Here is a 24,099-nt window from a genome sequence, read left to right as displayed (position 1 = left end):
ACTGATTTTTAACAAAATATTGCCACTTATGACTAAAATTTAAAGAATACAATTGAATAAATGTTTGATAGATAATGGCAAATAAGAAAACACTCAAAGTATATAAAAAATAGTGTTAATAAGTCGCCATAGATTCGGTCATTTAGCATTTAGCAAAAACACATAATATTATTAACTTCAAATAACTAGGTACATATGATGAAAAAACAACCAGCCCAGTGGTTACTCAGTGCAGCGTCAGTGGGCATCGCCGGTATTATTCTTACCCAAAGCTATGGCACCGCCGTAGCAGAAACCAATACGGAAGGGTTCGTACAGACACCCGAACAAAAAGTCACCACCCGTCAAGTAGCTGCCTTATTAGATCGCAGTCATTACCTCAATCAGCCGTTAGACAGCAAAACTGGTAGTGAGATCTTGTCTATGTATATTGATAGTCTTGATCCAAACCATACCTTGTTTTTGCAGTCAGATGTCGATGAGTTTAAGAAAAAATATGCCGATGATTTTGGCGCTCGGCTCAAACGTGGCGATTTATCTGCAGGCGTAGAAGTCTATGAGCGCTACCGTAAACGCTCAAATGAGTATTTTACAATGGCAAGCAAGATGCTAAAAACAGATCTTGATTTGACTGGCAACGAGACAATCATACTCGACCGTGAAAAACTTAATCATTTTAAGACCAAAAAAGAGCAGCGTGACTATTGGACACGTCAGTTAAAATTTCAATTGATGAGTATTACGCTGGGTCAAGAAGACGAAAAAGCCAAAGAAAAAGTGTTTTTAAGCAATCCAGATATCACGCGTGGGCAGGATTTGGTACGCAACGATCAACGTACGCCAAGTGAGATTTTACAAAACCGTCTATCGCGGCAGCAAGCGCAGTTCGAACGTCTCAAAGATGATGAAATCATGGAGACTATCTTAAATACCGCGATGCTAACGTACGATCCACACAGTAATTATTATGCGCCGATTCAGGCAAATGAATTGCAGATCCAATCTAGTCTACAGTTAGAAGGGATTGGGGTTTCTATTCGTCCTGACCGTAAAAACCCAGATTACACTCGTATCGTCACGCTAGTAGATGGTGGACCAGCTGCTAAATCTGGTCAGATTAAGCCCAATGATTTGATTATCGGTATCGCAAAAGACGGCGAGACCATGACTGATGTAGTGGGTTGGTCAACGCGTGAGATCGTCAGTATGATTCGCGGTAAACGCGGGACATCTGTGACCATCAAAGTGCGTCAGCCCAATACACCAGACGCCAGTGCCCGTAACGTGACGGTGGTTCGTGATATTATTGAACAAGAGGAATCTGGGGTTTCTCAGCGCGTCATAGAGGTACAGCGTCCTAACATTGATAAAACACCAAAACGCATTGGTGTTCTTGAGATACCAAGTTTTTATTTGAACTATCGCGCCCGCCGAAATGGCGAAGAGTATCGTAGCGTCAGTATCGATACCGAAAACGCGTTGAAGGAGTTGAATAAGGAAAATATCGATGGCTTGGTGGTCGATCTACGTAATAATCCAGGTGGCTCGCTAGATGAGGTTGCCAAAATGCTGGGCTTCTTTATTAAGAGTGGACCGATGGTGCAGATTCGTGACAATCGCGGTAATGTCCAAGTCTACCGTGACAATGACGGCGGCGAGCAACTTTATGATGGCAAGATGGTCGTCATCACTAACTTAGCCTCAGCCTCAGCTAGTGAGATATTTGCCGCCGCTATTCAAGACTATGGTCGTGGATTGGTGGTTGGGAGTACCACCACTGGTAAAGGCTCCGCCCAAATCCAGCTGGATAATTTGGCGCTTGGTTCTGCTACGTTGACGCAACGTAAATTCTACCGTGTCACGGGTGGTAGTACGCAGAATAAGGGCGTGGTGCCAGATATTGAATTGGTCAATATCTATGATGACGCAACCTTTGGGGAGCGGGCGCAGAAAAAAGCGCTGCCTTGGGATACTATTAAAACCGCACCTTATAAGCCTGAAGGCAAGTTCACGGCTGATACGCTAGCAACGCTCAATCAACAGTCTAAAATTCGCCAAGAGCAAAATCCCCAGTTTGTTTATTTGTCGACGCTAAATGATATCCGCGATATGGAAGATGAGAAAAAGCCTATCAAACTCGATATCAATAGCCGCCGAGCCAAGATGCAGCTGATTGAAAAGCGTTCGTTGGAAGCTGAAAACAAGCGTCTGATCGCTACTGGTGAACGCCCGTATTCGAATTGGAATGTTTATCAAGCAGCGATGGATGCAAAATTTGAAGAGCGCAGTCGTATGAAAGCCGCTGAGCGCCCAGAGTTGCCGGAGGACGAAGTCTTCATCAATGAAGCGGCTTATCTCATGCTTAGCGCTGAACCCAAAGCGCTGCTTAGTCCTGAAGAAAAGCTATAGAAAAATGAATGCTATATGTCCTAGAATCTGTATTTAAGGTCCATGTAAGCATATGCTTACATGGATTGACGTTTAGACCTCTTACTAACCCTAGGTCAATCTGCGATTATAACTGTACGGCACGATTGAACGAAACGGTTCATTGATACTAGGGATTGGTATCTTAAAGGTCGCATCTGGGATAGGTGGTTTGCTGATTAGGGATGATAAGGCTGGAAGCCTGTCAGTTATGAGATACCCCGGGATTAGGTATCACGTAACATTAACATGGATGGTTAGTAATAAAAGCCGTATAACGCTTGTCGTTATACGGCTTTGTTATGTCTGTAGAATAGTCATTTATCGCGGCAGGGTGGTTCATAAAGAGGCGTTACTTATGACACGCTCCGTTAACTGGCATTAAAGCGATAAATCACCAGCCCAAAAAAAAGGTCAGCAGGCACAGCCGCTGACCTTTTAGAGTAGGCTATAAGCTCAATAACCGCTTATAGCCTAACGCTTTTTCACTCTCTCTAGAAGAGATTAGTGCTCAACGCCACCAGCGCCATGTACATGGCCGTGGTTTAGTTCGTCTTCAGTTGCCGCACGTACTTCTTGGATTTCAACATCGAACGTTAAACGCTTACCAGCCAATGGATGGTTGGCATCAACAGTAACTTCTTTGTCATTTACATCAGTTACGGTAACAAGCATGACTTGGCCACCGGCTTCTGATTGAAACTGCATGCCAGGCTGGATATCATCAACGCCTTGGAAGTTTTCGCGTGGTACATGCTGTACCGCTTGCTCTTGATACTCGCCGTAGCCATCAGCAGGCTCAACAACGGCATTTACTTTTTCGCCAGCAGATTTACCTTCTAGTTGTTGCTCAAGACCAGGAATGATGTTGCTATGGCCATGCAAGTAAGCCAGTGGTTGACCTTCTGGAGATTGGTCAAGGATGTTGCCTTCGTCGTCTTTTAGAGTGTAATTGAATTTGACGGCGGTGTCTTTTGCGATAGTAGTCATAAGTTATCCTAAATATATCTGTGTAAAAAATTAAATACGGTTGCAATAAACCTAAAAAATCCAATCGGCAAGCCAAATAGCCACGTCATTAGTCAATTATCATCAGTTTATTAAAGTAACTTTAGCAGTTAGCATCTTTAATTGAGATGGCCCATATAAGTTTCAAGGTAAAAACCATAAAAAATGCCATTTAATCTTAATAAATAGTATTTTTATAAAAATAAACGCTGTTTTTGTTGATTTGGTAGTGGTTTATAGCGGCTTCATGCGTGTTTGTGGTTTGCCAGTTGCGTTTTGGGGCTAGGACTTCTACCATAATGATAAAAATAAGGATGAACCATACAATGACTTCACTTGCCAATACGTCAAATAAGCAGCCAATAAGCACCAGTGACATCAATACCAGTGACATCAATACCAGTGATATCAATAAAAGTGCCAGTATAAGGGCTGATATCCATTATCGATTCGATTTCGAGCGGTTTTTTGAGCACTTGGTTGATGTAACGCTCACCTTTACGGCTACAACGGATGCTCCTCAGCTGTGGTTGCCAGCGTGGATACCGGGCAGTTATTTGATGCGTGAGTTCGCGAGAAACATTACGGCTGTGCATTACCAGATAACAAATGATGATAAACAGCCTGAGACTTATCGCGCGCAGAAAACAGATAAAAACACATGGCAGCTATCACAAGCTCAGGCAGGGCAGACGGTAACGGTGACGTATGAAGTCTACTGCTATGATTTATCCGTGCGTACCGCTTATATCGATCAGCAGCGCCTCTACGGTAACTTTACCTCCTTGGCGTTGGCAGTGAACGATCAAGAGCGCTCGCCGATAAAGGTAAGCTTAATCGTTCCAGATGCATTTTTGGCAGACAAAGATGAGCATCGGGTGCTATTGGCATGTGGTCTAAACGCTACCCAGCTACCTCCAGGTGGGCCACTTTGTGATGTTCAACACAAAGATCTTCTACCCGATGATACTCAAACCAGTTACGGGCTAGAGGCAGACAGTTATCACGAGCTGATTGATTATCCGTTTGAGATTGCCGAACAAGACAGGTTTGATTTTATCGTTCATGATGATAAGCATCAGACGCTACCCCATAGCTTTTACCTCTCAGGTAAGCATAATGCCAATATGGGTAGGTTGCAGCAAGATGTGACTCAGATTTGCCAAACTTATATAGACTGGTTGGGCGATGCGCCATTTGCTGATTATACGTTTATGACGTTTGCCAGTGGTCAGGACTATGGCGGTCTGGAACACATCAATTCGACCAGTCTGATTACGCCGCGCCGCGACTTACCAACCCATGAGGAGCCACAAGTACCAAGCGCCGATTATCAGCGATTTTTGGGCTTATGTAGCCATGAGTACTTTCATTCATGGTGGGTCAAAACCGTCCGTCCTGATGTCATGCTGACGGTTGATTTGCGACGCGAGGCTTTTACGCCACTATTATGGGTGTTTGAAGGTTTTACCTCTTATATCGATGACTTTATGTTGCAAGCGTCCGGCGTGATTGATGAGGCAAGTTATCTCAAGCTACTCGCTGAACAAATCAATCGCTACTATCAAACCTCAGGCCGCATGCACCAAAGTGTCGCCGAGTCGAGCTTTGATGCGTGGATCAAGCTGTATCGCAATGATGAAAATACAGGCAATGCGGGGATCAGCTATTATAATAAAGGGGCGCTGGTCGCGTTATGTTTGGATTTGACACTGCTACAAAAGAGCGCTGGTCGCTATCGTCTGTTTGATGTGGTCAAAGCTTTTTATGCTCAAGCCAAACAAAATGACAATAAGCGCATCGGGATCAGTAGTGCAGATATGGGGGTGGTGATTGGGCAGTTTATGCCGTTAGCGGATTGGGAGGACTTTGAGAGTCGTTACGTCAATGGCGTCGAAGAGCTACCTATTGAAGCATTGCTTGCAGCAAACGGTGTTAAAATGCGGACCAATACCAAAGAGACGGCTGATAAGCATGTGCCTTGGGGGTTACGCTGTACCGAAACACCTGCTGGACTTAAGATCAATCGCGTGCAACGTGATAGCGTGGCTGCCAAAGCTGGACTTTCAGCGCATGATGTCATTATTGCCATTGACGGTATCAAAGCGGACAATAAGCAACTGGCATCACTTAGTAACGCAGAGCGCGACGTTGACTGTTATTTCTTCCGCCGTGACGAATTGATGTGTGTCAGTGTGCGGCCGAAAGTTGCTATTGACGCCCAAGACCACAATGTTGCCGGTAGTGACGCTAATACTGAGACAGTATTTCCTCATAAAGTAAGTCTGCATTTATCAAAAAGTGTGGCAAGCTCAGAAGGCGATGCCGACCAAGTACAAGCAAGCTGGCAGTCTTGGCTGAATGCTATAGAGCGTTATCAGGTTTAAATACATGAATGTAGACGTAGTGGTTTCAGCCACCGTTTATAACAACCCGTAAAAACAAAAACCCCTACTAAAGACTGTATTTAGTAGGGGAGTGAGTGAACAAGACTGAGACTTTTTAGACGTTTCGTATTGTCTAAATGGCATTATAGCGTCTAAGAAACAGGCTGCTGATTGTCCTCTTCGCTTTTGACTTTGGCAGCTGCTGTATCTTTATCCGTCTCAAGCGCTGCAATCCAATGCTGCATCAACTCAATCTCAGCCTGCTGCGTATCGATGATATTTTGTGCCAATTGACGCATCTCCTCATCAGTCCCATATTTGAGCTGTATTTTCGCCATTTCTACGGCGCCAATATGATGGGGTAGCATACCGCGCGCAAACGCCATGTCGGGTACAGGATCAGCGACCCCCAAGACCATATCACCATGTAACGTCTCCATGCTTTGCGCATAAGCTTGCTGCATCGCTTCAGTATTGGGCTTAGGTTTGACAGCATCAGGGTGGCTTGCGAGCCATTTATTTAAAGTATCGATTTCAACTTGCTGTGCATCAACAATATCCTGAGCAAGCTTTAGCATGGCTGCATCCGTACCGTATTTCAGCTGAATTTCTGCCATATCTACCGCACCGCGATGGTGTCCGAGCATGCCTTTTGCAAAAGCGGTGTCAGGGTCGTTATAACCCATACCGATCATCATCTCCTCATGCATTCTGGTCATCGACCTTGTATAGTCTCTCAGCATGTCGGTCATATGAGTATCGTCTGCGCCACTGCCGTTTTCTGTCACTCCCCCATCAGCCATGTTTTCGTGGTGAGCATGGGAGGTGTCAGTCACTGGCGGCGTTACTTCCTCTATCGGAGTAGGCTGATTGTCCTCTGTTGCTGGCTGACAGGCACTCAATAGTAGCGCCGTAGAAATACTGGTGGCCAACAAAGCAAAACGGTGAGAAGCAATCATGACATATCCCTATTATAAAAAGACCAAATGTTAAGTGAGTGAGGCTTATTATACATAACCAATTAAGTGCTGAATGTTAACAGATAAACCTTACCCATTCGAGACGCTATGTTTAACAGGTCGTAATATATTTATATTATGTTAAAAACACTCTATCCATCGCTAAAGTGGGCAGCTAGGTAAGATAGCGTTAATCAAGAATGCCTAATTGCCGACAGCGCTCATGGTTTAAATGAAGACGCACAAACTCACCAACTGCTAAATCACCGAGCTCAAAACCTGCCACCGACCAGCGTATTAGACGCAGACAAGGCAATCCCACATGAGCTGTCATGCGTCTGACTTGACGGTTCTTACCTTCATAAATCGTGAGCATGAGCCATGATGTGGGTACGTTTTTACGCTCACGAATAGGCGGCTCGCGTTGCCATAAGTCAATGGGTAAGTCTGCCTCTTCTACTACGGTAGCAGTCGCAGGTAGCGTCTTGCCGTCTTTTAAGGTGACGCCAGAGGCCAGCTCATTAAGCTGTGCTGTCGTTGCCACGCCTTCGACTTGTACCAAGTAAGTTTTACCTTGTTTATGCTTGTTCTTTGTAAAGTTGGCAGCAGTGGGCGGCTGGGTAATGGCTTTATTTACCCGTCCATCGCTTGTCAAAATCAGTAACCCTTCGGATGTGGCATCGAGCCTACCAGCCACTCGCAACGACTTGTCCGTAAAATACTGAGAGAGGGTGGTGTGGTCATTATTGCTGTCATCGCGAAACTGACTTTGCACCCCATACGGCTTGTTAAATAAAATAAGGCTAGAGGTCGACATAAAATGGTGGTTCCTACATATAAATCATGGATGAATTAGGGGCGTTTTTATTTGATTGACACAAATTTTTTGCTAAAAATAGGCTTGAAGATGAGACGTTTGAATTACTATATTTTACACATGTGCCCGTATAAATGGGGCATCATGAGTAGGATTCTTTAGCTTATTAAATCCATGCTGTAATAGTGGTTTTATGGTGATTGCTAGTCAAAAACATGCTCTATACACGTGCTATATATAAAGGAAACTGTCGAACAGACCTTTATTTATTACAATATTTCATGCTTAGCATCTTTAAGATCGTTCATGTTTGCCTAGACTCATATCAGTTGGCAATATTGTTTTGATTTTACCGCTTCTCAAATGAAGCTACTTTTTAAGACAAATCAATACTATACCGCAAGTGCTTTGCTCATCAAAACTGTGCTCAGTTAACAAGCAACTAGAGCCATATAATCATAAGAGAATCTTTAGCATAAAAGAATCTCTAGCATAAAAGAGTACTAAGTGCGCTTGTGATACCTAACATACAACCAAGGAGTGTTATCCATGTCCTATGATAAGGTTATCGTACCAAGAGATGGCGAAAAAGTTACCGTAAACGCTGATTTATCGTTAAATGTGCCCAATCATCCCATCATCCCATTTGTGGAAGGGGATGGTATCGGTGTAGATATTACGCCTGTCATGATAAAGGTAGTCGATGCGGCGGTGGATAAAGCCTATCACGGTAAAAAGTCAATCGTTTGGATGGAAGCATACCTAGGTGAAAAAGCGGCTAAAATTTATGAGGGTGACTACCTACCCAGCGAGACGCTAGAGATTTTAAAAGACTACGTGATCAGTATCAAAGGGCCGCTAACCACGCCAGTCGGCGGTGGTTTTCGTTCATTAAACGTTGCGGTACGTCAAGAGCTGGACTTATATGTGTGCCAGCGTCCCGTACGCTGGTTTGAAGGCGTGCCAAGCCCCGTTCAGCATCCTGAGCTGACAGATATGGTAATTTTCCGCGAAAACTCAGAAGACATCTACGCTGGTATTGAGTGGCAAGCGGGCAGTGAAGAGGCCAAAAAAGTCATTAACTTCTTAAAAGATGAGATGGGTGTGACCAAAATCCGCTTCGATGATGACTGCGGTATCGGCATCAAGCCAGTATCAAAAGAAGGCTCACAGCGCCTAGTACGCAAAGCCATCCAGCACGCTATCGATAATGATTTGCCAAGTGTGACTTTAGTGCATAAGGGCAATATCATGAAGTTTACCGAAGGCGCGTTTAAGGAGTGGGGCTATGAGATAGCCGCTGAGCGTTTCGGAGCGGAGCTGTTAGATGGCGGCCCTTGGATGACGATGAAAAATCCAAAAACAGGTAATGACATTATCATCAAAGATGTGATCGCTGATGCCTTCTTACAGCAAATTTTGATGCGTCCTGCGGATTACTCAGTAGTAGCAACCTTAAACCTAAACGGTGATTATATCTCTGATGCGCTAGCGGCTGAAGTGGGCGGTATTGGTATCGCACCAGGCGCTAACAAAGGGGGTGCCATCGCAGTCTATGAAGCGACACACGGTACTGCCCCTAAGTACGCAGGTCAGAATAAAGTAAATCCAGGCTCGTTAATTTTGTCTGCTGAGATGATGTTACGTGATATGGGTTGGACGGAAGCTGCTGATCTCATTATTAGCGGTATCCAAGGCGCCATCGCTAATAAGACAGTCACTTACGATTTTGAGCGTCTCATGCCAGATGCGATCTTGCTTAGTACCTCTGAATTTGGTAAAGCGATCGTCAAGCACATGAATGCCTAAATAGCTGAGTACTTATGTAGCCTAGTTCTAATGATGAGACTGTAAAGTCAGTTGAAAAGGAGCCGTCTGCCATAAAGTAGACGGTTTTTTTATGGGTGTTTTATCATGATTTAGGGTGTTGTTTATTTTTTGAGATGCAAAAAAACACCCCAAAGATCTTAGATCTAAGGGGCGTTTTCTATGCTTTATTAAGCGGACTCAAAAGCCTTTGGTAAATAGCGTCTTAAGCCCAGCTCCTAAGCTCATTACAACGAGGCTAATGCTTCATTGAATAAGGTGCTTGGACGCATGACTTGCTCAGCCAACTTTTCATCAGCGTAGTAGTAGCCTTTGATATCTACCGATTTGCCTTGAGCCTCATTCAACTCTTTGACGATTGCCGCTTCATTGTCTTCAAGCGTTTGCGCAAGCGGTGTGAATTTTGCTTTTAGATCAGCGTCTTGATCTTGCGCCGCCAGCTCTTTTGCCCAGTACATAGACAGATAGAAATGACTGCCACGGTTATCTAACTCACCAGTTTTGCGTGAGGGCGATTTGTCATTCAGCAACAGTTTTTCTGTCGCCTTATCAAGGGTATCAGCCAGTACTTTAGCTTTAGCATTGTTGTCGTTCTTGGCCAAATGCTCCAAAGACACGGTCAAGGCTAAAAACTCACCCAATGAATCCCAACGTAAGTGGTTTTCTTCTACCAGCTGCTCCACATGCTTTGGTGCAGAACCACCAGCGCCTGTCTCAAACAAACCGCCGCCTTTCATTAGAGGGACCACTGATAGCATTTTAGCGCTGGTGCCTAACTCTAGAATTGGGAACAAGTCAGTTAGGTAGTCGCGTAAGATGTTACCCGTTGCAGAGATGGTATCTAGGCCACGAGCGACACGCTCCAACGTATAACGCATGGCGCGCACCTGAGACATGATTTCAATGTGTAGGCCAGTTGTGTCGTGATCTTTTAAGTAAGTTTTAACTTTTTTGATCAACTCATTCTCATGTGGACGGTACGGATCTAACCAAAAGATGACCGGCGTATCTGATTCGCGAGCGCGGCTAACGGCCAGTTTTACCCAATCTTGGATCGGCAAGTCTTTGGTCTGACACATGCGCCAGATGTCACCCTCTTCAACACGCTGCTCAAGCAATACTTCGCCCGTCTCAACGTCGACAATACGAGCGATACCTGCATCGCTAGATTCAAAGGTTTTATCGTGCGAGCCATACTCTTCTGCTTTTTGTGCCATTAAGCCCACGTTAGGCACGGTGCCCATGGTGGTTGGATCAAAGTTGCCATGCCATTTGCAGAAGTTAATCATTTCTTGATAGATACGGGCAAAGGTAGACTCTGGCATGACCGCTTTACAGTCATACATTTTGCCATCCGCGCCCCACATTTTACCGCCTGAACGGATCATGGCTGGCATAGAGGCATCGACGATCACGTCACTTGGTGAATGGAAGTTGGTGATACCTTTTGAAGAGTCAACCATCGCAAGACGTGGACGATGCTCTTGGCAAGCATGCAAATCTTGTTCAATCTCTTCACGCTTTGATGCTGGAAGGGTAGAGATTTTGTCGTACAGATCCGCCATGCCGTTGTTGACGTTGATGCCTAGTTCATCAAAGAAAGCGCCGTGTTTTTCAAACGCATCTTTGTAGTAGATTCTGACGGCGTGGCCAAATACGATAGGGTGTGACACCTTCATCATGGTGGCTTTTACGTGTAGTGAAAACAAGATACCGGCTTCGCGGCAGTCTTCCATTTCTTGCTCATAAAATTCAAGCAGCGATTTTTTGCTCATGAACATAAGATCGATGACTTCTTTGTCTAACAAAGCGATCTCTGGCTTTAAGACTTTGGTAGCCCCATCATCAGTTAACAGCTCCATACGTACGGTACGAGCTTTGTCTAAAGTGATCGACTGCTCGCCATCGTAAAAATCGCCACTGTGCATGTGCGATACGTGGGTGCTTGACCACTGCTTCCACTCGCCCATAGAGTGCGGGTGTTTGCGTGCAAAGTTCTTAACCGCCTTTGGTGCACGGCGGTCTGAGTTACCTTCGCGCAAAACAGGGTTAACCGAACTGCCTAAACTCTTACCATAACGCTGACGAATGGCTTTTTCTTCATCAGTTTTTGGATCTTCTGGAAAGTTAGGGATGGCGTAGCCTTTGCTTTGTAACTCTTTAATGGCCGCTTTCAACTGCTGTACTGAGGCACTGATATTAGGCAGTTTAATGATATTGGTGTTTGGATCTTGCGTTAGACGACCTAGCTCAGCTAAGTTGTCAGGTACACGCTGCTCTTCCGTTAAGTACTCAGGGAATTCGGCCAACACGCGCGCGGCGACAGAGATATCACTGGTCTCCACAGAGACGCCTGCTGTTTGTGTAAACGCTTTAACAATAGGTAAAAAGGATAGCGTCGCTAGCGCTGGGGCTTCGTCAGTTTTTGTATAAATAATTTTTGACATGTTAGTAGGGTATTCCTATAGGCTGTGGTGAATAATAAAGCTCAAATATAATGCTAAGTATCGTTAGATCATACTGTGCTATAGCGAACTATATGGTTAGATCAAGTTCATCACATGTAGTCTCTTAAACGTTTGAGGCTACTAAAAGTCTTTCTTTTGCTAACGTGGGTTAACAGTTATTAAAATGGCACTTCAAGACGGCACTTTGACTGTCTGCGTAAAACTGCCTGAAAGTAAGGTGCTGACGGTATATTATAGTCAATCCACTATAATTCCGCTACGATGTCAATCTTGTATCATGAACTAAGTATACTGTTTTCGCTCATATCCTATGTATCTGAATTATATTAAGCTAATAACAACCTTATTCTACCAGTCATCCGCTTCGATATCATCTTTTCCACACAACTACTGCCTTTTCCTTGGCATTTACATTGAGAAAAACAGTAGGACAGTCGCACTATTATAAAAAATAGCCACCTATATTACTGTAGGTGGTTTTTTGTGGGAGATAGAAAATTTTTGCAAATTGTGACAGCAAGTTAGCAAAAATTTGCTAGGCTAAGTCACTAGTAGACAGATTAACGATAAATATACAGCGGTTATAGTGACGATGAGTATGAATTTAAAGTACGCGCTGATGAATGACACCAGTTGGCAGGGACAAACAGACTGGCAAACACCAGACACGCCGTTTATGTCGTTTGCATTTTGGCAAGCATTGATTGACACGGGCGCAATTGGCGAGCAGGCAGGCTGGTTACCGATATTTATTTTGGTATACCGTGCCAAAGATGGCTCGATAGATCACGGTGAAAACAGTGAAAAAAATACGGCGGCAAGTCAAGCTGCGCCAACCATAACGCATCCTATTGCGGTGCTGCCTGTGTTTATCAAAGGTCACCATCGCGGTGAGTTTGTGTTTGACCATGCGTGGGCAGAAGCCTATGCGCGATATGGTGTCGACTATTATCCTCGGCTGGTTACGAGCGTGCCTTACACACCCATTACTGGTCAGCGTTTTTGGTTGGCAAAAGGCGAGACCTTAACTGAGAATATTGTAAAAACAGCCATCGCGGGTATCGATGATGTTGCCCAGCAAGTGGGGGCGTCGAGCTGGCATGGGCTGTTTGTCACGCCTGAGCTGGCTGCTATTGCGACCACCTCCATGCCAACTGATATTGACATAGAGCAGGTGATAGCCGCCCAAGATAACGAGCTAGAGTCAGCACCTATCGATATGCCGATACTTGAGCGGCAGGGCTGTCAGTTTTTATGGCAGAATAAAGATCTACTCAATGACAGTCAGCCTTTTGCAGACTTCGAGGCGTTTTTGCTGACGCTAAAAGCCAAAAAGCGCAAAACCATTCGTGCTGAGCGTCGCAAGGTCGCTGAGCAAGGTATCACCTGCCAGCGCAAATGCGGTGATGCCATCACCGATGAGGACTGGAACGCTTTTTATCACTGTTATGTGATGACGTATGCCGTGCGTGGGCAGCAGCCTTATCTAACAATAGAGTTTTTTAAGGCCTTGGCAGCGACACTGCCTACGTACCTTATGTTGGCACAAGCGCTCGATGCGAGTGGTGAAATTATTGCCAGTAGTTTGTTCTTGTATGATAACCCTAATAGCGACAGTGGTAGTGATACGGCCACTTTATACGGTCGCTACTGGGGTGCGCTTGGTGAGTACGACAGTTTGCACTTTGAGCTGTGCTATTATCAAGGGCTTGAGTTTGCCATCGAGCAAGGCTTGACGTCTTTTGATCCGGGGACACAAGGGGAGCATAAGCTGGTTCGCGGTTTTATTCCCACCACCACCCACTCTATCCACCGTATTTATGATCCGCGTTTTGTACCAGCGATTCGTGACTTTTGTACCAAAGATCGGTTGTATATGGCGCAATATCGTCAGCAAGCGTTTGCGGCTTTGCCGTTTAATGCGGACAATATGCCAGATTTTAATCACAACTATTAATCCTATTTGTTCTCAATAACTGCCTTCTAGCCATACACTATGACCCACCATCATTTTTCTTGTTCTACCCATCTGTCACCTCCCAACGAGTTAGTATCATGGCTCAATGCTAAAGGCTCGCTGACTGCCATGCTAGAGGTTAAAGCAGGGCAGCCGCTGCGCGTAAAACGCAGCTTTGAAGGGTATCGACCCTTGTCGGTAACGCAAAAAAAGCAACTGGGGGTACAAGGCACCATGCTGAATCGTCCTATGTTGGCTTGGGTGCGTGAGGTACAACTGTATGGCAATGATGAGCGGCCGTGGGTGCAGGCGCAGAGTATCTTTCCGCTACCGAGTCTGACAGGACGCGCGCGTCGACTGCAGCAGCTCAAGGGCGTGCCCATCGGCTATGTGTTGTTTAAGCGCAGTCGTACGCTGCCCAATCAACGTTTTATTCAGCTCACTGCTGATGGCTGGCAACGGCAAACGCGTTATGACTGGTACGGCCGCAAGCTGCTGATTAGTGAAGTGTTTTTACCGGCATTTCTGTCTGAGCGTGCTTGATCAATGTATGTTTGACAAAAAATTATGGTGAAACCGTGGTTATAAAGCAGATAAAGTTGCTCAGTAAAAATGGGTAAATCACTTATTTTATTGGCTATTTATCTGTGTGATACGGCCATTTAATCTACTCAGCTTAGGGTGAGGTTTTTTTGCGCTCGCTCCACAAATTTTCATGTTACACTTAATCTTTAGCGATGATTTCGATGCAAGCGCGTGTCGTCTTTATTGCCGAAAGGGACAAGTTACTGACAGGCTAATTGCTCAGGCCTACTGCTACTTATTTTTGCTAATAGACACCATTCACAATAATTTAATCACCATAAGACCGAGTATAAAAGTGCCAACCGTACTTTAAGCGACATTGCACTGTATTCGTTTTATTGTGGACAGGCTATCAGCTTCTTTTCAATGACACTTTTTCAATGACAGTTTTTTATAACAATCACTACCTAGGATATTACTATGTTTAAAGATATTTCTATCAAAGATTTTGATCCTGTACTTGCTGAAGCGATGGCTGCTGAAAGCGTTCGTCAAGAAAACCATATTGAACTGATTGCATCAGAAAACTACTGCTCACAAGCGGTAATGGAAGCGCAAGGCACTGACCTGACCAACAAATATGCAGAAGGCTATCCTGGTAAGCGTTATTATGGTGGTTGTGAGCATGTTGATGTCGTTGAGCAGTTGGCCATTGACCGTGCAAAAGAATTGTTTGGTGCGGAGTACGTTAACGTTCAGCCGCATTCAGGTAGCCAAGCAAACTCTGCGGTATTTTTAGCATTACTAGAAGCAAACGACACGGTACTTGGCATGAGCCTAGATGCTGGTGGTCACTTGACCCATGGTGCGCATATTAATTTCTCAGGCCTGAACTACAATGCCGTACAGTACGGCTTGGTAGAGGGCACTGGTCTTATTGACTATGATGAAGTTGAGCGTTTGGCAAAAGAGCACAAGCCTAAAATGATTATTGCGGGTTTCTCAGCGTATTCACAAGTGGTGGATTGGCAGCGTTTCCGTGAGATCGCTGACGACGTGGGTGCATACTTGCTGGTCGACATGGCGCATGTGGCGGGTCTTATCGCTGGCGGCGTTTACCCAAGCCCCGTACCGTTCGCTGATGTTGTGACCACGACGACGCACAAAACCCTACGTGGACCACGCTCAGGTATGATCTTATCGCGTGATGAAAAGCTGGCCAAAAAGCTCAATTCTGCCGTATTCCCAGGCAATCAAGGTGGCCCGCTCATGCATGTCATCGCGGCAAAAGCGGTTTGCTTCAAAGAAGCGCTAGAAGACAACTTCAAAACGTACCAGCAGCAAGTGGTGAAAAACGCGCAAGCCATGGCAAAAGTCATCCAAGATCGCGGTTATGAAATCATCTCTGGTGGCACTGAAAACCATCTCATGCTGATCAGTTTAGTGAAGCAAGAAATGACCGGTAAAGAAGCCGACAAATGGCTTGGTGATGCCCACATCACGGTCAACAAAAACGCGGTACCAAATGATCCAAAATCTCCATTTGTGACCTCTGGTATTCGTATTGGTACGCCAGCGATCACCACACGCGGCTTCAATGAAGCGCAAGCAGGTGATTTGGCAGGTTGGATCTGTGACGTGCTAGACAGCCGTGGCGATGAAAAAGTGGCTGACGAAGTACGCAGTAAAGTAGAAGCGATTTGTAAAGAGCTGCCCGTTTACGAAAAAAATCAGTAATCTTAAATCTGTACTGATTTAGCATTAAAAAAACCGCTTAGCTCAATGGCTAGGCGGTTTTTTTATCCATACTTTTAAAACCCTAGCCTCCAAGCTGGCTTAAGCCCAACGCTAAGATCAGACCAATGGTAGCACTGATACCCGCCCAATGGTTGCCACGTTTAAAAGCAGTAGGAAACACTTCAGTCGCAAGCGAAGCAATGACAGCACCAGCGGCGAAGCAATCGATAGCGCTAATAACGGACTCACTCACACCCTTGAGCAGCATTTTACCTAAGATGGCGGCCAGCGATAATAAAACAGCCGCACCGATCCAAAGCATGAGCACTTTTTTATTGCTGTTACCGTTTTTGCGCATTTCTTTGGCACCGCCTGCCGCCTCTGGCAGGTTGGATAACAAAATAGAGCCAGCTAAAGCTGCCACTTGCATCACATTTCCGCTTAGTAAGGACACGCCTAGTGCTAGGTTTTCAGGCACACCATCAAGAGTAATGGCCGCCAACAACCCGGCGCCACTATCCGAATTGAGTTTTTCATCGATCAGATAATCAATCCCAGCAAACACCAAAGCGCCCAGTAAAGTGAATGCCGCTGTTATCCAAATCCCACTGCCACTCAAGGCTGGTTGTACCAACTCAATCACCACTGATATCATCAGCGCGCCACCCGCGATAGCCAGTAAATTACCCTCTAACCAGCTAGGTAAACGGCCATATAGTCCCCAAAGCGCGCCTATGACAAGTGCGCCTGAGACCACGATAATAACTGCGAAAATTAACATAGTACGTCCCAATATCTTTGACTACAATATTGATAACGCTTACCGGCTTTTATGTCATTATCAATTGCGTAACTAGGACGCAGCGGTTTGTACCCAAATTTTTAACTAAGAAGCCGCGCCAAATAAAAACCCCAATTATTTATAATATAATTGGGGCTTATGTTATTTAACTGAGCTGAGATAAGGTTGATTATTCTTACATAAAGGGCAGCTTGGTAAATATCTGCAATACCGTGGCGTTGACGATATCAACGAAGAAGGCACCAACCATGGGCACAATTAAAAACGCCTTAGGCGAGGGCAGATAGCGATCTGTGACTGCCTGCATATTGGCAATCGCCGTTGGCGTGGCGCCCATCCCAAAACCGCAATGGCCTCCTGATAACACAGCTGCATCATAGTCTTTGCCCATGACTTTAAAGGTGATAAAGTAGACGTAAATGATCATAATGACGGTCTGTACCAATAAGATAACGAGTACAGGACCTGCCAAATCAGTCAGCTGCCATAGCTTTAAGGACAGTAGTGCCATTGCTAAAAACAGACTCAAAGAGGCGTTGCCAAACACATCAATCGAGCGATCAAACATATCAAAATTGAACACAATGGTTAAGACGTTACGAATAATGACGCCACCTGCCAGTGCCCAAACGAAAGTAGGCAGCTCAAACCATGTGTCTTGGGCGACAATTGTCATCACATCGGCAAAAGCCAGTGCGGCTGCAAACAGGGCCAACGTCTCAATGGTAGAGGAGGCGGTGATAAAGCGCATACTATCCGGTCTTTCAAAAATTTCTTTATTGCTGTGCGCTGAGTCTTCGTCATGCTTGGTGCTATAAAGTGATTGTGCGCCCGCCACTTTTTCGATGTCACTGGGATTGGGGTTGGCAAGGGTAGGTTTTAGCCCCAGTCTTTGAATCAAGCGACGTGCCACAGGACCGCCCACGATACCGCCAGCGACCAAACCATAAGTGGCCACTGCGATACCAAGCGTCGTTGCACCGACCACCCCATATTCTTGTTCTAGGGTGATGCCCCATGCACCAGCCGTACCGTGACCACCGGTCAGAGCGATAGAGCCTGTCACAAGACCAAGTAGGGGATCAAGTCCCAATGCGCTCGCCATCGCCACACCAACGATGTCTTGCAAAATAATAAACACGGATACGACGATGGTAAAAATCAATAACGGCGTTCCACCCGCTTTTAATCGACTAAAATCAGCGCTTAAACCAATAGAGGCAAAGAACATCAGCATGGTGGCTGTCTGCAATCCTTGGTGAAAGTTAAAGCTATATCCCCAAACGATATTGAGAATATAAACTACAATCGCGGCAACCAAGCCGCCGGCCACAGGCTCTGGGATATTAAAGTCTTCTAAGAACTTAATTCTTTTTACCAAAACGCGCCCAAGCAGCAGCACTAAAGTGGCCAGTATCAGCGTGTAATAGCCGTTTAAGGTAATTTCCATATATTAATCCTTTCTATACAAATAAATGAACCCAAATTCGGGATAAATATGGTTTTATCTCGAATTCAGGTTGGTGTCATGACTAGCGATTAAGCCTCACCTATTTAACCGCTATCTGTAGGGTTAACCATTGATCGCAGGCGGCATAATAACCCACAGCTGCGGCTTACCAAAATCTCTGTAAGCATCTTCAATAAGGCTTACAAAGACCTTAAAGTCTTCGTGATTGATATTTTTCACCGTCGATAAGTTGAGCGTTAGGTGCGTCACTGCGCTGTCCGTTAAGCAGTCCCATGCGCCATCCCAGTTAGGTGAGAAATAATTGGGAAAATCACAGGCGTCAGCTAAGGTCGTTAAGAGTGTATTTTTAGTCAGTGTCTCGCCCACGGGTATGTTAACAGCCTGTGCCGGAATGCCCGCATCTTGTGCTGTACCGTTTTGGTTAATGTAGTGGATGGCGTGGCTCATATTATTTGACCTCGAGTCGGCGAAAGCTATCGTAGTGATCAACAGTCAGGTAATAGACAGTGGGTGGATGGCCACCTGTGACGATACGTCGCGGCCCGCGATGCGACAGTTCAGGTGTGGGAACGGTGTATTCTCGGTAGTAGCCTTGCGACTGGACTGGCAGCCTGCCTTCGCGATTATAAAACGTCGTGCCATCTTTATGAGGGTAAGGAAACGGCCCACCTTGCTGTATCAGGGTGATGGTATTGTCTATCTGGGCATCACCGGTTATGCCAGTAGTTACGGATTGGCTTGTATTATTAGCAGCGTTTTGTGACAAGGTCGTCGACTCAACCCTATCCACAAACAACGTTGAGTTAAAATCTCCCAAGAAATATACAGCGACGGCGATAATGGCGATGAAACTAAACAGGGTAGAGCCTAAGCTTCTCTTATTAGTGCTACTGTGATTTACATTATCACTGCCGCGATGATTTTTATGATGATTGCCATTGCCGCGACTGGCGTTTTTGGGCGTTTGCGGGGATACACCTGACTCAATGTTGTTATGAATACTCAGTGGAGAGGACGTCACTTTGGTAGCTCGCAATTGGTTTTTAGCGTTACGTTCACTCGTGAAGTAGACACTTTGGCCAACAGTGATAGGCTGTGACAGTCGCACTTTACTAACGTGAAAAAACACGTCTTCACTCTGACTGTCCACCTCGATAAAGCCGTAACCTTTGTTTTGATACCAGTGTTTAATGACACCACTCTGCATGAGCTCATTTTCCTATAGAATGTTGTTGTGAGGCAAAAAATGTTTACGCCGCGTATTTGTTAATAATAAAAAAACGCCAGCAATTGAGCTGGCGTTTTTTTTGGGGGATTATACTGTAAGTGGGACGGTAGATGACAGGGGGCGCGCTAATAAGTTAGGCGCGTGTCTCACCATGACCATAAACGATCCATTTTTGTGACGTAAGACCTTCGAGACCAACTGGGCCACGGGCATGGATTTTGTCAGTTGAAATACCAATCTCAGCACCAAGTCCATATTCAAAACCATCGGCAAAGCGGCTAGAGGCGTTAATCATGACGCTTGCTGAATCTACTTCGCGAATGAAGCGCTGTGACTTGGTATAGTTATCAGTAATGATGACATCAGTATGATGACTGCCGTGGGTATTGATGTGTTCAATCGCCTCGTCAATGCCTGCCACTACTTTTACCGCTAAGATAGGCGCTAAATATTCTGTGTCCCAGTCCTCAGCAGTGGCGGCAGAGAGATGACCTTTTAGGGCCGCATTGTCGTTTAAGATGGCTTGTGACTGCTCATCAAGGCGCAGTTGCATCGCATCATCAGCGGCTACGATCGCTTCAGCAATTTTCGGTAATAGCTCATTGGCCACTGATTGATCGACCAATAACGTCTCCATGGTATTACAAGTACCGTAACGATGAGTTTTGGCATTGACGCTGACTTTGATGGCGATGTCAGCATCCGCATCACTATCAATAAAGGTATGGCAGTTGCCATCTAAATGCTTGATCACGGGCACACGGGCATCACGGCTGATACGCTCAATGAGACCTTTACCACCACGTGGCACGATAACATCGACATAGTCAGTCATGGTGATGAGCTCACCGACAGCGGCACGATCAGTCGTTTGGAGTACTTGTACACTGTGCTCAGACAGACCGACTTTTTGTAGTCCTTCTAAGATACACTTGGCAATCGCTTGGTTAGATTCAAACGCCTCAGAGCCACCGCGTAGGATAATGGCGTTGCCTGACTTTAGCGCAAGAGAAGCGGCTTCTAGTGTCACGTTAGGGCGCGACTCATAAATCATGCCGACCACACCGAGCGGCACCCGCATTTTGCCCAAATGAATCCCTGAAGGCTGAAAAGTCATATCAGTGACTTCACCGATAGGATCGGGTAGGGCGGCGACGTCTTTTAGACCTTGTAGCATACCATCAAAGCGCGCGTCGTTTAATTCAAGACGGTCAAGTAAGGCTGCGTCTAAATCGTTGCTCTGTCCATTATCCATATCGATCTTGTTGGCGGCTAAAATATCTTGCTTGGCACCTTTTAACACATCATGAATCGCCATCAACGCTGAGTTTTTATCGCCAGTATTTGCCGCAGCCAGTGCTCGTGAAGCTGCTCGGGCTTGCTTGCCGACAGATTGCATATATGTGATAACGTCTGTAGTGTTCGTTTGACTCATAAATCGTTTTCCTTATGTTAATAAGTGTTTTAAACAGAAAAAAGTGCCCAAAAAGGCGAAAATTTAGCAAAAAAGGCAGTTTGAATGCCCAATATGGCATTATGCTATTTAACATAGAGGAGATTGAGGCGATAGTAAAGACGATTTTGTGAACAGAACCCGCTTTACAAGGCGTTTATGAGTATTTATGAAGGCCTATTTTACGACTCTTACCTCACCTCCTTTACGAGTTAAGTGTGCTTAACACAGCACTTTATCGTTACGTACCTTTAACAGAACTGTGTTGTAAATACTAAGGTAGCCATCACTGATCGTCAGTATAGTAAGCACTAATACGATAACAGTATGACAAAGCCAACACTAGATGGCTATCAATGATCATACGACTGGTAATGGAGAGTTAACATGGCTACGAGAAACAATACACAAAAAAAATGGCTGACGGCTGGATTGGTGGCAGCGGCATTAACGCTAAGTGCTTGCGATACAAATGATGACGTCCCAATGGAAACGGAACCTACCGTTGATGCCCAAACGCCAGTAGAGGGAGAGGCCACTAATACTGCTATTGCAAGCGGCACCGACGATGTCGATGTGGGCATAGGCAGCACCAATGACGGCATAGCAGTGGAGGATAATGGCGACGCCGCAGCGGTGACCGCCAATGATGAAGATGTGTTAGATGGTACCGAGGACTCAGAACATATCTCAACCTACTAAATTATTTTTAATTGTTTTTACTGGGGTGGTTAAATAAGTGACTAGCTAAGCGTTACTCCTCTCAGAGAAAATTATGCGCAGAGAAAACCGCGTGTAGATAAAACCACGCCTAAGACTTTTAAGTGATAAAATATAGCTCAGCGCTGTTGCCACAGTCTGGGCTTTTTTGTGTCAGTTATTACTTTATGTCAGTTACTACACCGATGATTATTCAGTGATCCCTCACTAGCGCACAACAGATTTGCCTTTTTACCGCTGAATAAGAGACAATGTGACATTTTTCTCTTTGTCTTATCAAACATAGCGGACTTACCGCCACGCTATGATTAATGCCTATATTATACTAGGGCTGTTTTTACTTACGTTTTCACTCATATTTATTGGAAGTCTGCTAAACCATGCTTGATACTGAAAAAAATCCGACTCGGCCTATCGCCTTAGATTTACAAGACATCCATAAAAGCTACGGCTCATTGGCCGTGCTCAAGGGGGTGTCACTCACCGCATATGATGGTGATGTGATCTCTATCTTGGGCTCCTCTGGCTCTGGTAAATCGACTTTATTACGTTGTATTAATTTGCTCGAAAAGCCAAACCAAGGTCGTATCATTATTGGTGATGATGAGCTTATCCTAAAGCCTGCCAAGTCAGGCGAACTGCAAGCGGCGGATGTCAAGCAATTAGAAAGTTTGCGCGCGCGCGTGGGTTTTGTTTTTCAAAACTTTAACTTGTGGCCGCATAAAACGATTTTGCAAAACATCATAGAAGGGCCAACGCAAGTTCTAAAAATCAAAAAAGCCCAAGCCATTAGTGATGCTGAAAAGCTGCTTGATAAAGTGGGTCTACTCGATAAAAAAGATGCGTATCCAGCGAATTTGTCAGGCGGTCAGCGTCAGCGCGTGGCCATCGCGCGTGCGCTTGCTATGCAGCCGCAGGTATTGTTGTTTGATGAGCCAACGTCCGCCCTAGATCCTGAACTGGTGAATGAAGTGCTTGCCGTCATGCGTGAGCTGGCAGAAGAGGGGCGTACCATGCTGATCGTCACTCATGAGATGCGCTTTGCCCGTGAGGTATCAAGTAAAGTGGTGTTCTTACATCAAGGTGTGATTGAAGAGATTGGCACCCCCGAGCAGGTCTTTGACAACCCTACTTCTGAGCGTGTGAAAGATTTTATGGCGTCGCACCGTTAACACCAGTCCTTTGGATAAAAATCTAGGGTGGAGCCTCTCTTACCACCCTAAAATCGCCGCTCTCACGGTATCTAGAATATAAAAATGACGGTTCATTCCTTAGTGTTAACTGTTTCTTACGGTTTAATGACAGTTGGTATGCAAAATGTTTGTTTTTGATATTTTACTCAGGTATTATCAAAAGGTTTATAGGCAGCCCATCATGGCGGCTGCTGGTATCTCTTACTAACTATATTGCTTATCTGGCAGGGACGTCAGAGAACTAAATATCAGAACCCTATATCAAACCCCATCAGAATTTAAGGAACGTATGATGTCGAATTCTCGCCTATTGTGGTCATCGATGACCGTTACCGCAGCGTTGATGCTGAGTGCTTGTAGTCAACCTGCTAATGAAACCACCGATACCAATGCTGATGCTTCTGCAGCAGATACGTCTGGCCAGACCATTCGTATTGCGACGGAGGGCGCTTATCCTCCTTTTAACTACACCAATGCTGATGGTAGCTTGGCAGGTTACGATATTGATGTTGCCAATGCCCTATGTGATCAGATGCAGGCCAAATGTGAAATTGTGGCGCAAGACTGGGACGGCATTATTCCAGGCCTGTTGGCACAAAAGTATGATGCAGTGGTAGCGGGCATGTCGATTACGCCTGAACGTCAAGAAAAGGTCGATTTTACCGAACCTTACTTTGCCAACACCATGGTGTGGCTGACCGACACCAATGGTGATTTTGATCCTATGGCGATTGAAAACGCCACACTGGGTGGTCAACGTTCAACCACTCCTGGCGCTTATCTTCAAGACAATTATGAAGGCAAAAACGGTAACACCGTGCAGTTGTATGACAACTATGACAACGCTTATCTAGATCTAAAATCTGGTCGTAGCGATGCGGTACTGGCAGAAAAAGTCTCTGCCAAATCATGGTTGGTAGACAACCCTGAAGGCTTTGGTATCGTCGGTGATGAAATCGATAACAACGATAATATTGCCATTGCTGTTCGTAAAGGTGACGCACTCAGAGACGACTTTAATAAGGCACTTAGCGAAATCCGTAGTAATGGTGAGCTGGCACGTCTTGAGCAAGCGAACTTTGGTCAATAATCTTCTGATTGAAAAATGAAGGAATAGCAG

Annotated in this window: 18 protein-coding genes; 9 read left to right on the top strand and 9 right to left on the bottom strand. The window is 45.3% G+C overall.

Features of this window, described 5'->3' with window-relative positions; genetic code table 11:
• Positions 1–198: 198 nt before the first annotated feature.
• Positions 199–2,409, top strand: a complete 2,211-nt coding sequence (locus JFC06_RS05385; RefSeq protein WP_198334244.1) for a carboxy terminal-processing peptidase — start codon at positions 199–201, stop codon at positions 2,407–2,409.
• Positions 2,410–2,931: 522 nt separating this feature from the next.
• Here the strand turns inward: JFC06_RS05385 and JFC06_RS05380 are convergent.
• Complete coding sequence (locus tag JFC06_RS05380; protein ID WP_193006847.1) at positions 2,932–3,417, bottom strand: FKBP-type peptidyl-prolyl cis-trans isomerase; 486 nt, start codon at positions 3,415–3,417, stop codon at positions 2,932–2,934.
• Between the two features lie 344 nt (positions 3,418–3,761).
• On the opposite strand from JFC06_RS05380, the gene JFC06_RS05375 reads away from it, so the two are divergent.
• Positions 3,762–5,822, top strand: a complete 2,061-nt coding sequence (locus JFC06_RS05375) for a M61 family metallopeptidase (RefSeq protein ID WP_198334243.1) — start codon at positions 3,762–3,764, stop codon at positions 5,820–5,822.
• 152 nt (positions 5,823–5,974) lie between these two features.
• Here the strand turns inward: JFC06_RS05375 and copM are convergent, their stop codons facing one another.
• Both copM and JFC06_RS05365 read right to left on the bottom strand, forming a co-directional pair.
• Complete coding sequence (copM, locus tag JFC06_RS05370) at positions 5,975–6,781, bottom strand: CopM family metallochaperone (protein ID WP_198334242.1); 807 nt, start codon at positions 6,779–6,781, stop codon at positions 5,975–5,977.
• 190 nt (positions 6,782–6,971) lie between these two features.
• Positions 6,972–7,598, bottom strand: coding sequence for a pseudouridine synthase (locus tag JFC06_RS05365; protein WP_198334241.1), 627 nt, complete (start codon positions 7,596–7,598; stop codon positions 6,972–6,974).
• A 549-nt stretch (positions 7,599–8,147) separates the two neighbouring features.
• On the opposite strand from JFC06_RS05365, the gene icd reads away from it, so the two are divergent.
• Entirely contained in the window at positions 8,148–9,407 is a 1,260-nt protein-coding gene (icd, locus tag JFC06_RS05360) for an NADP-dependent isocitrate dehydrogenase (protein WP_198334240.1), read from the top strand.
• A 245-nt stretch (positions 9,408–9,652) separates the two neighbouring features.
• Here the strand turns inward: icd and JFC06_RS05355 are convergent, their stop codons facing one another.
• Positions 9,653–11,872 carry an NADP-dependent isocitrate dehydrogenase gene (locus JFC06_RS05355; protein WP_193006842.1) on the bottom strand — a complete coding sequence of 740 codons (2,220 nt, stop codon included), beginning with the start codon at positions 11,870–11,872 and terminating at the stop codon, positions 9,653–9,655.
• A 619-nt stretch (positions 11,873–12,491) separates the two neighbouring features.
• Here JFC06_RS05355 and JFC06_RS05350 point away from each other — a divergent pair.
• From JFC06_RS05350 to glyA, 3 genes are all read left to right on the top strand, one after another.
• The gene (locus tag JFC06_RS05350; RefSeq protein WP_198334239.1) at positions 12,492–13,850 is read left to right on the top strand and encodes a GNAT family N-acetyltransferase; all 1,359 of its coding nucleotides are present in this window, start codon (positions 12,492–12,494) and stop codon (positions 13,848–13,850) included.
• Between the two features lie 39 nt (positions 13,851–13,889).
• The gene (locus tag JFC06_RS05345) at positions 13,890–14,393 is read left to right on the top strand and encodes a chorismate--pyruvate lyase family protein (RefSeq protein WP_198334238.1); all 504 of its coding nucleotides are present in this window, start codon (positions 13,890–13,892) and stop codon (positions 14,391–14,393) included.
• Between the two features lie 462 nt (positions 14,394–14,855).
• Positions 14,856–16,112 carry a serine hydroxymethyltransferase gene (gene glyA / locus JFC06_RS05340; protein ID WP_198334237.1) on the top strand — a complete coding sequence of 419 codons (1,257 nt, stop codon included), beginning with the start codon at positions 14,856–14,858 and terminating at the stop codon, positions 16,110–16,112.
• 82 nt (positions 16,113–16,194) lie between these two features.
• On the opposite strand, the gene JFC06_RS05335 is transcribed toward glyA, so the two are convergent.
• The 5 genes from JFC06_RS05335 to JFC06_RS05315 all read right to left on the bottom strand — a co-directional run bounded on the left by JFC06_RS05335 (position 16,195) and on the right by JFC06_RS05315 (position 21,048).
• On the bottom strand, positions 16,195–16,893 hold the full coding sequence (locus JFC06_RS05335) for a ZIP family metal transporter (protein ID WP_227670213.1): 699 nt from the start codon (positions 16,891–16,893) through the stop codon (positions 16,195–16,197).
• Between the two features lie 196 nt (positions 16,894–17,089).
• Positions 17,090–18,364: a sodium/glutamate symporter gene (gene gltS, locus JFC06_RS05330; RefSeq protein WP_193006837.1), complete on the bottom strand. Its 1,275-nt coding sequence runs from the start codon at positions 18,362–18,364 to the stop codon at positions 17,090–17,092.
• A 123-nt stretch (positions 18,365–18,487) separates the two neighbouring features.
• Positions 18,488–18,832 carry a barstar family protein gene (locus tag JFC06_RS05325; RefSeq protein WP_198334236.1) on the bottom strand — a complete coding sequence of 115 codons (345 nt, stop codon included), beginning with the start codon at positions 18,830–18,832 and terminating at the stop codon, positions 18,488–18,490.
• Position 18,833: 1 nt separating this feature from the next.
• Entirely contained in the window at positions 18,834–19,592 is a 759-nt protein-coding gene (locus JFC06_RS12330; protein WP_198334235.1) for a ribonuclease domain-containing protein, read from the bottom strand.
• A gap of 154 nt (positions 19,593–19,746) precedes the next feature.
• Positions 19,747–21,048 (bottom strand): glutamate-5-semialdehyde dehydrogenase, encoded by a 1,302-nt coding sequence (locus JFC06_RS05315; protein WP_198334234.1) that lies wholly within the window; start codon positions 21,046–21,048, stop codon positions 19,747–19,749.
• 405 nt (positions 21,049–21,453) lie between these two features.
• On the opposite strand from JFC06_RS05315, the gene JFC06_RS05310 reads away from it, so the two are divergent.
• The 3 genes from JFC06_RS05310 (at position 21,454) to JFC06_RS05300 (ending at position 24,069) form a co-directional block, all read left to right on the top strand.
• Complete coding sequence (locus JFC06_RS05310; RefSeq protein WP_198334233.1) at positions 21,454–21,768, top strand: hypothetical protein; 315 nt, start codon at positions 21,454–21,456, stop codon at positions 21,766–21,768.
• Between the two features lie 398 nt (positions 21,769–22,166).
• On the top strand, positions 22,167–22,958 hold the full coding sequence (locus JFC06_RS05305) for an ABC transporter ATP-binding protein (RefSeq protein ID WP_193006832.1): 792 nt from the start codon (positions 22,167–22,169) through the stop codon (positions 22,956–22,958).
• Between the two features lie 310 nt (positions 22,959–23,268).
• The gene (locus tag JFC06_RS05300) at positions 23,269–24,069 is read left to right on the top strand and encodes a transporter substrate-binding domain-containing protein (RefSeq protein WP_198334232.1); all 801 of its coding nucleotides are present in this window, start codon (positions 23,269–23,271) and stop codon (positions 24,067–24,069) included.
• Positions 24,070–24,099: the final 30 nt, after the last annotated feature.

Source organism: Psychrobacter namhaensis (genome assembly GCF_016107545.1).
In the GTDB taxonomy this organism is placed as follows: Bacteria; Pseudomonadota; Gammaproteobacteria; order Pseudomonadales; family Moraxellaceae; genus Psychrobacter; species Psychrobacter namhaensis.
The sequence above is the reverse complement of the archived record's forward strand: the minus strand, read 5'-3'. Positions and strand labels throughout refer to the sequence as shown.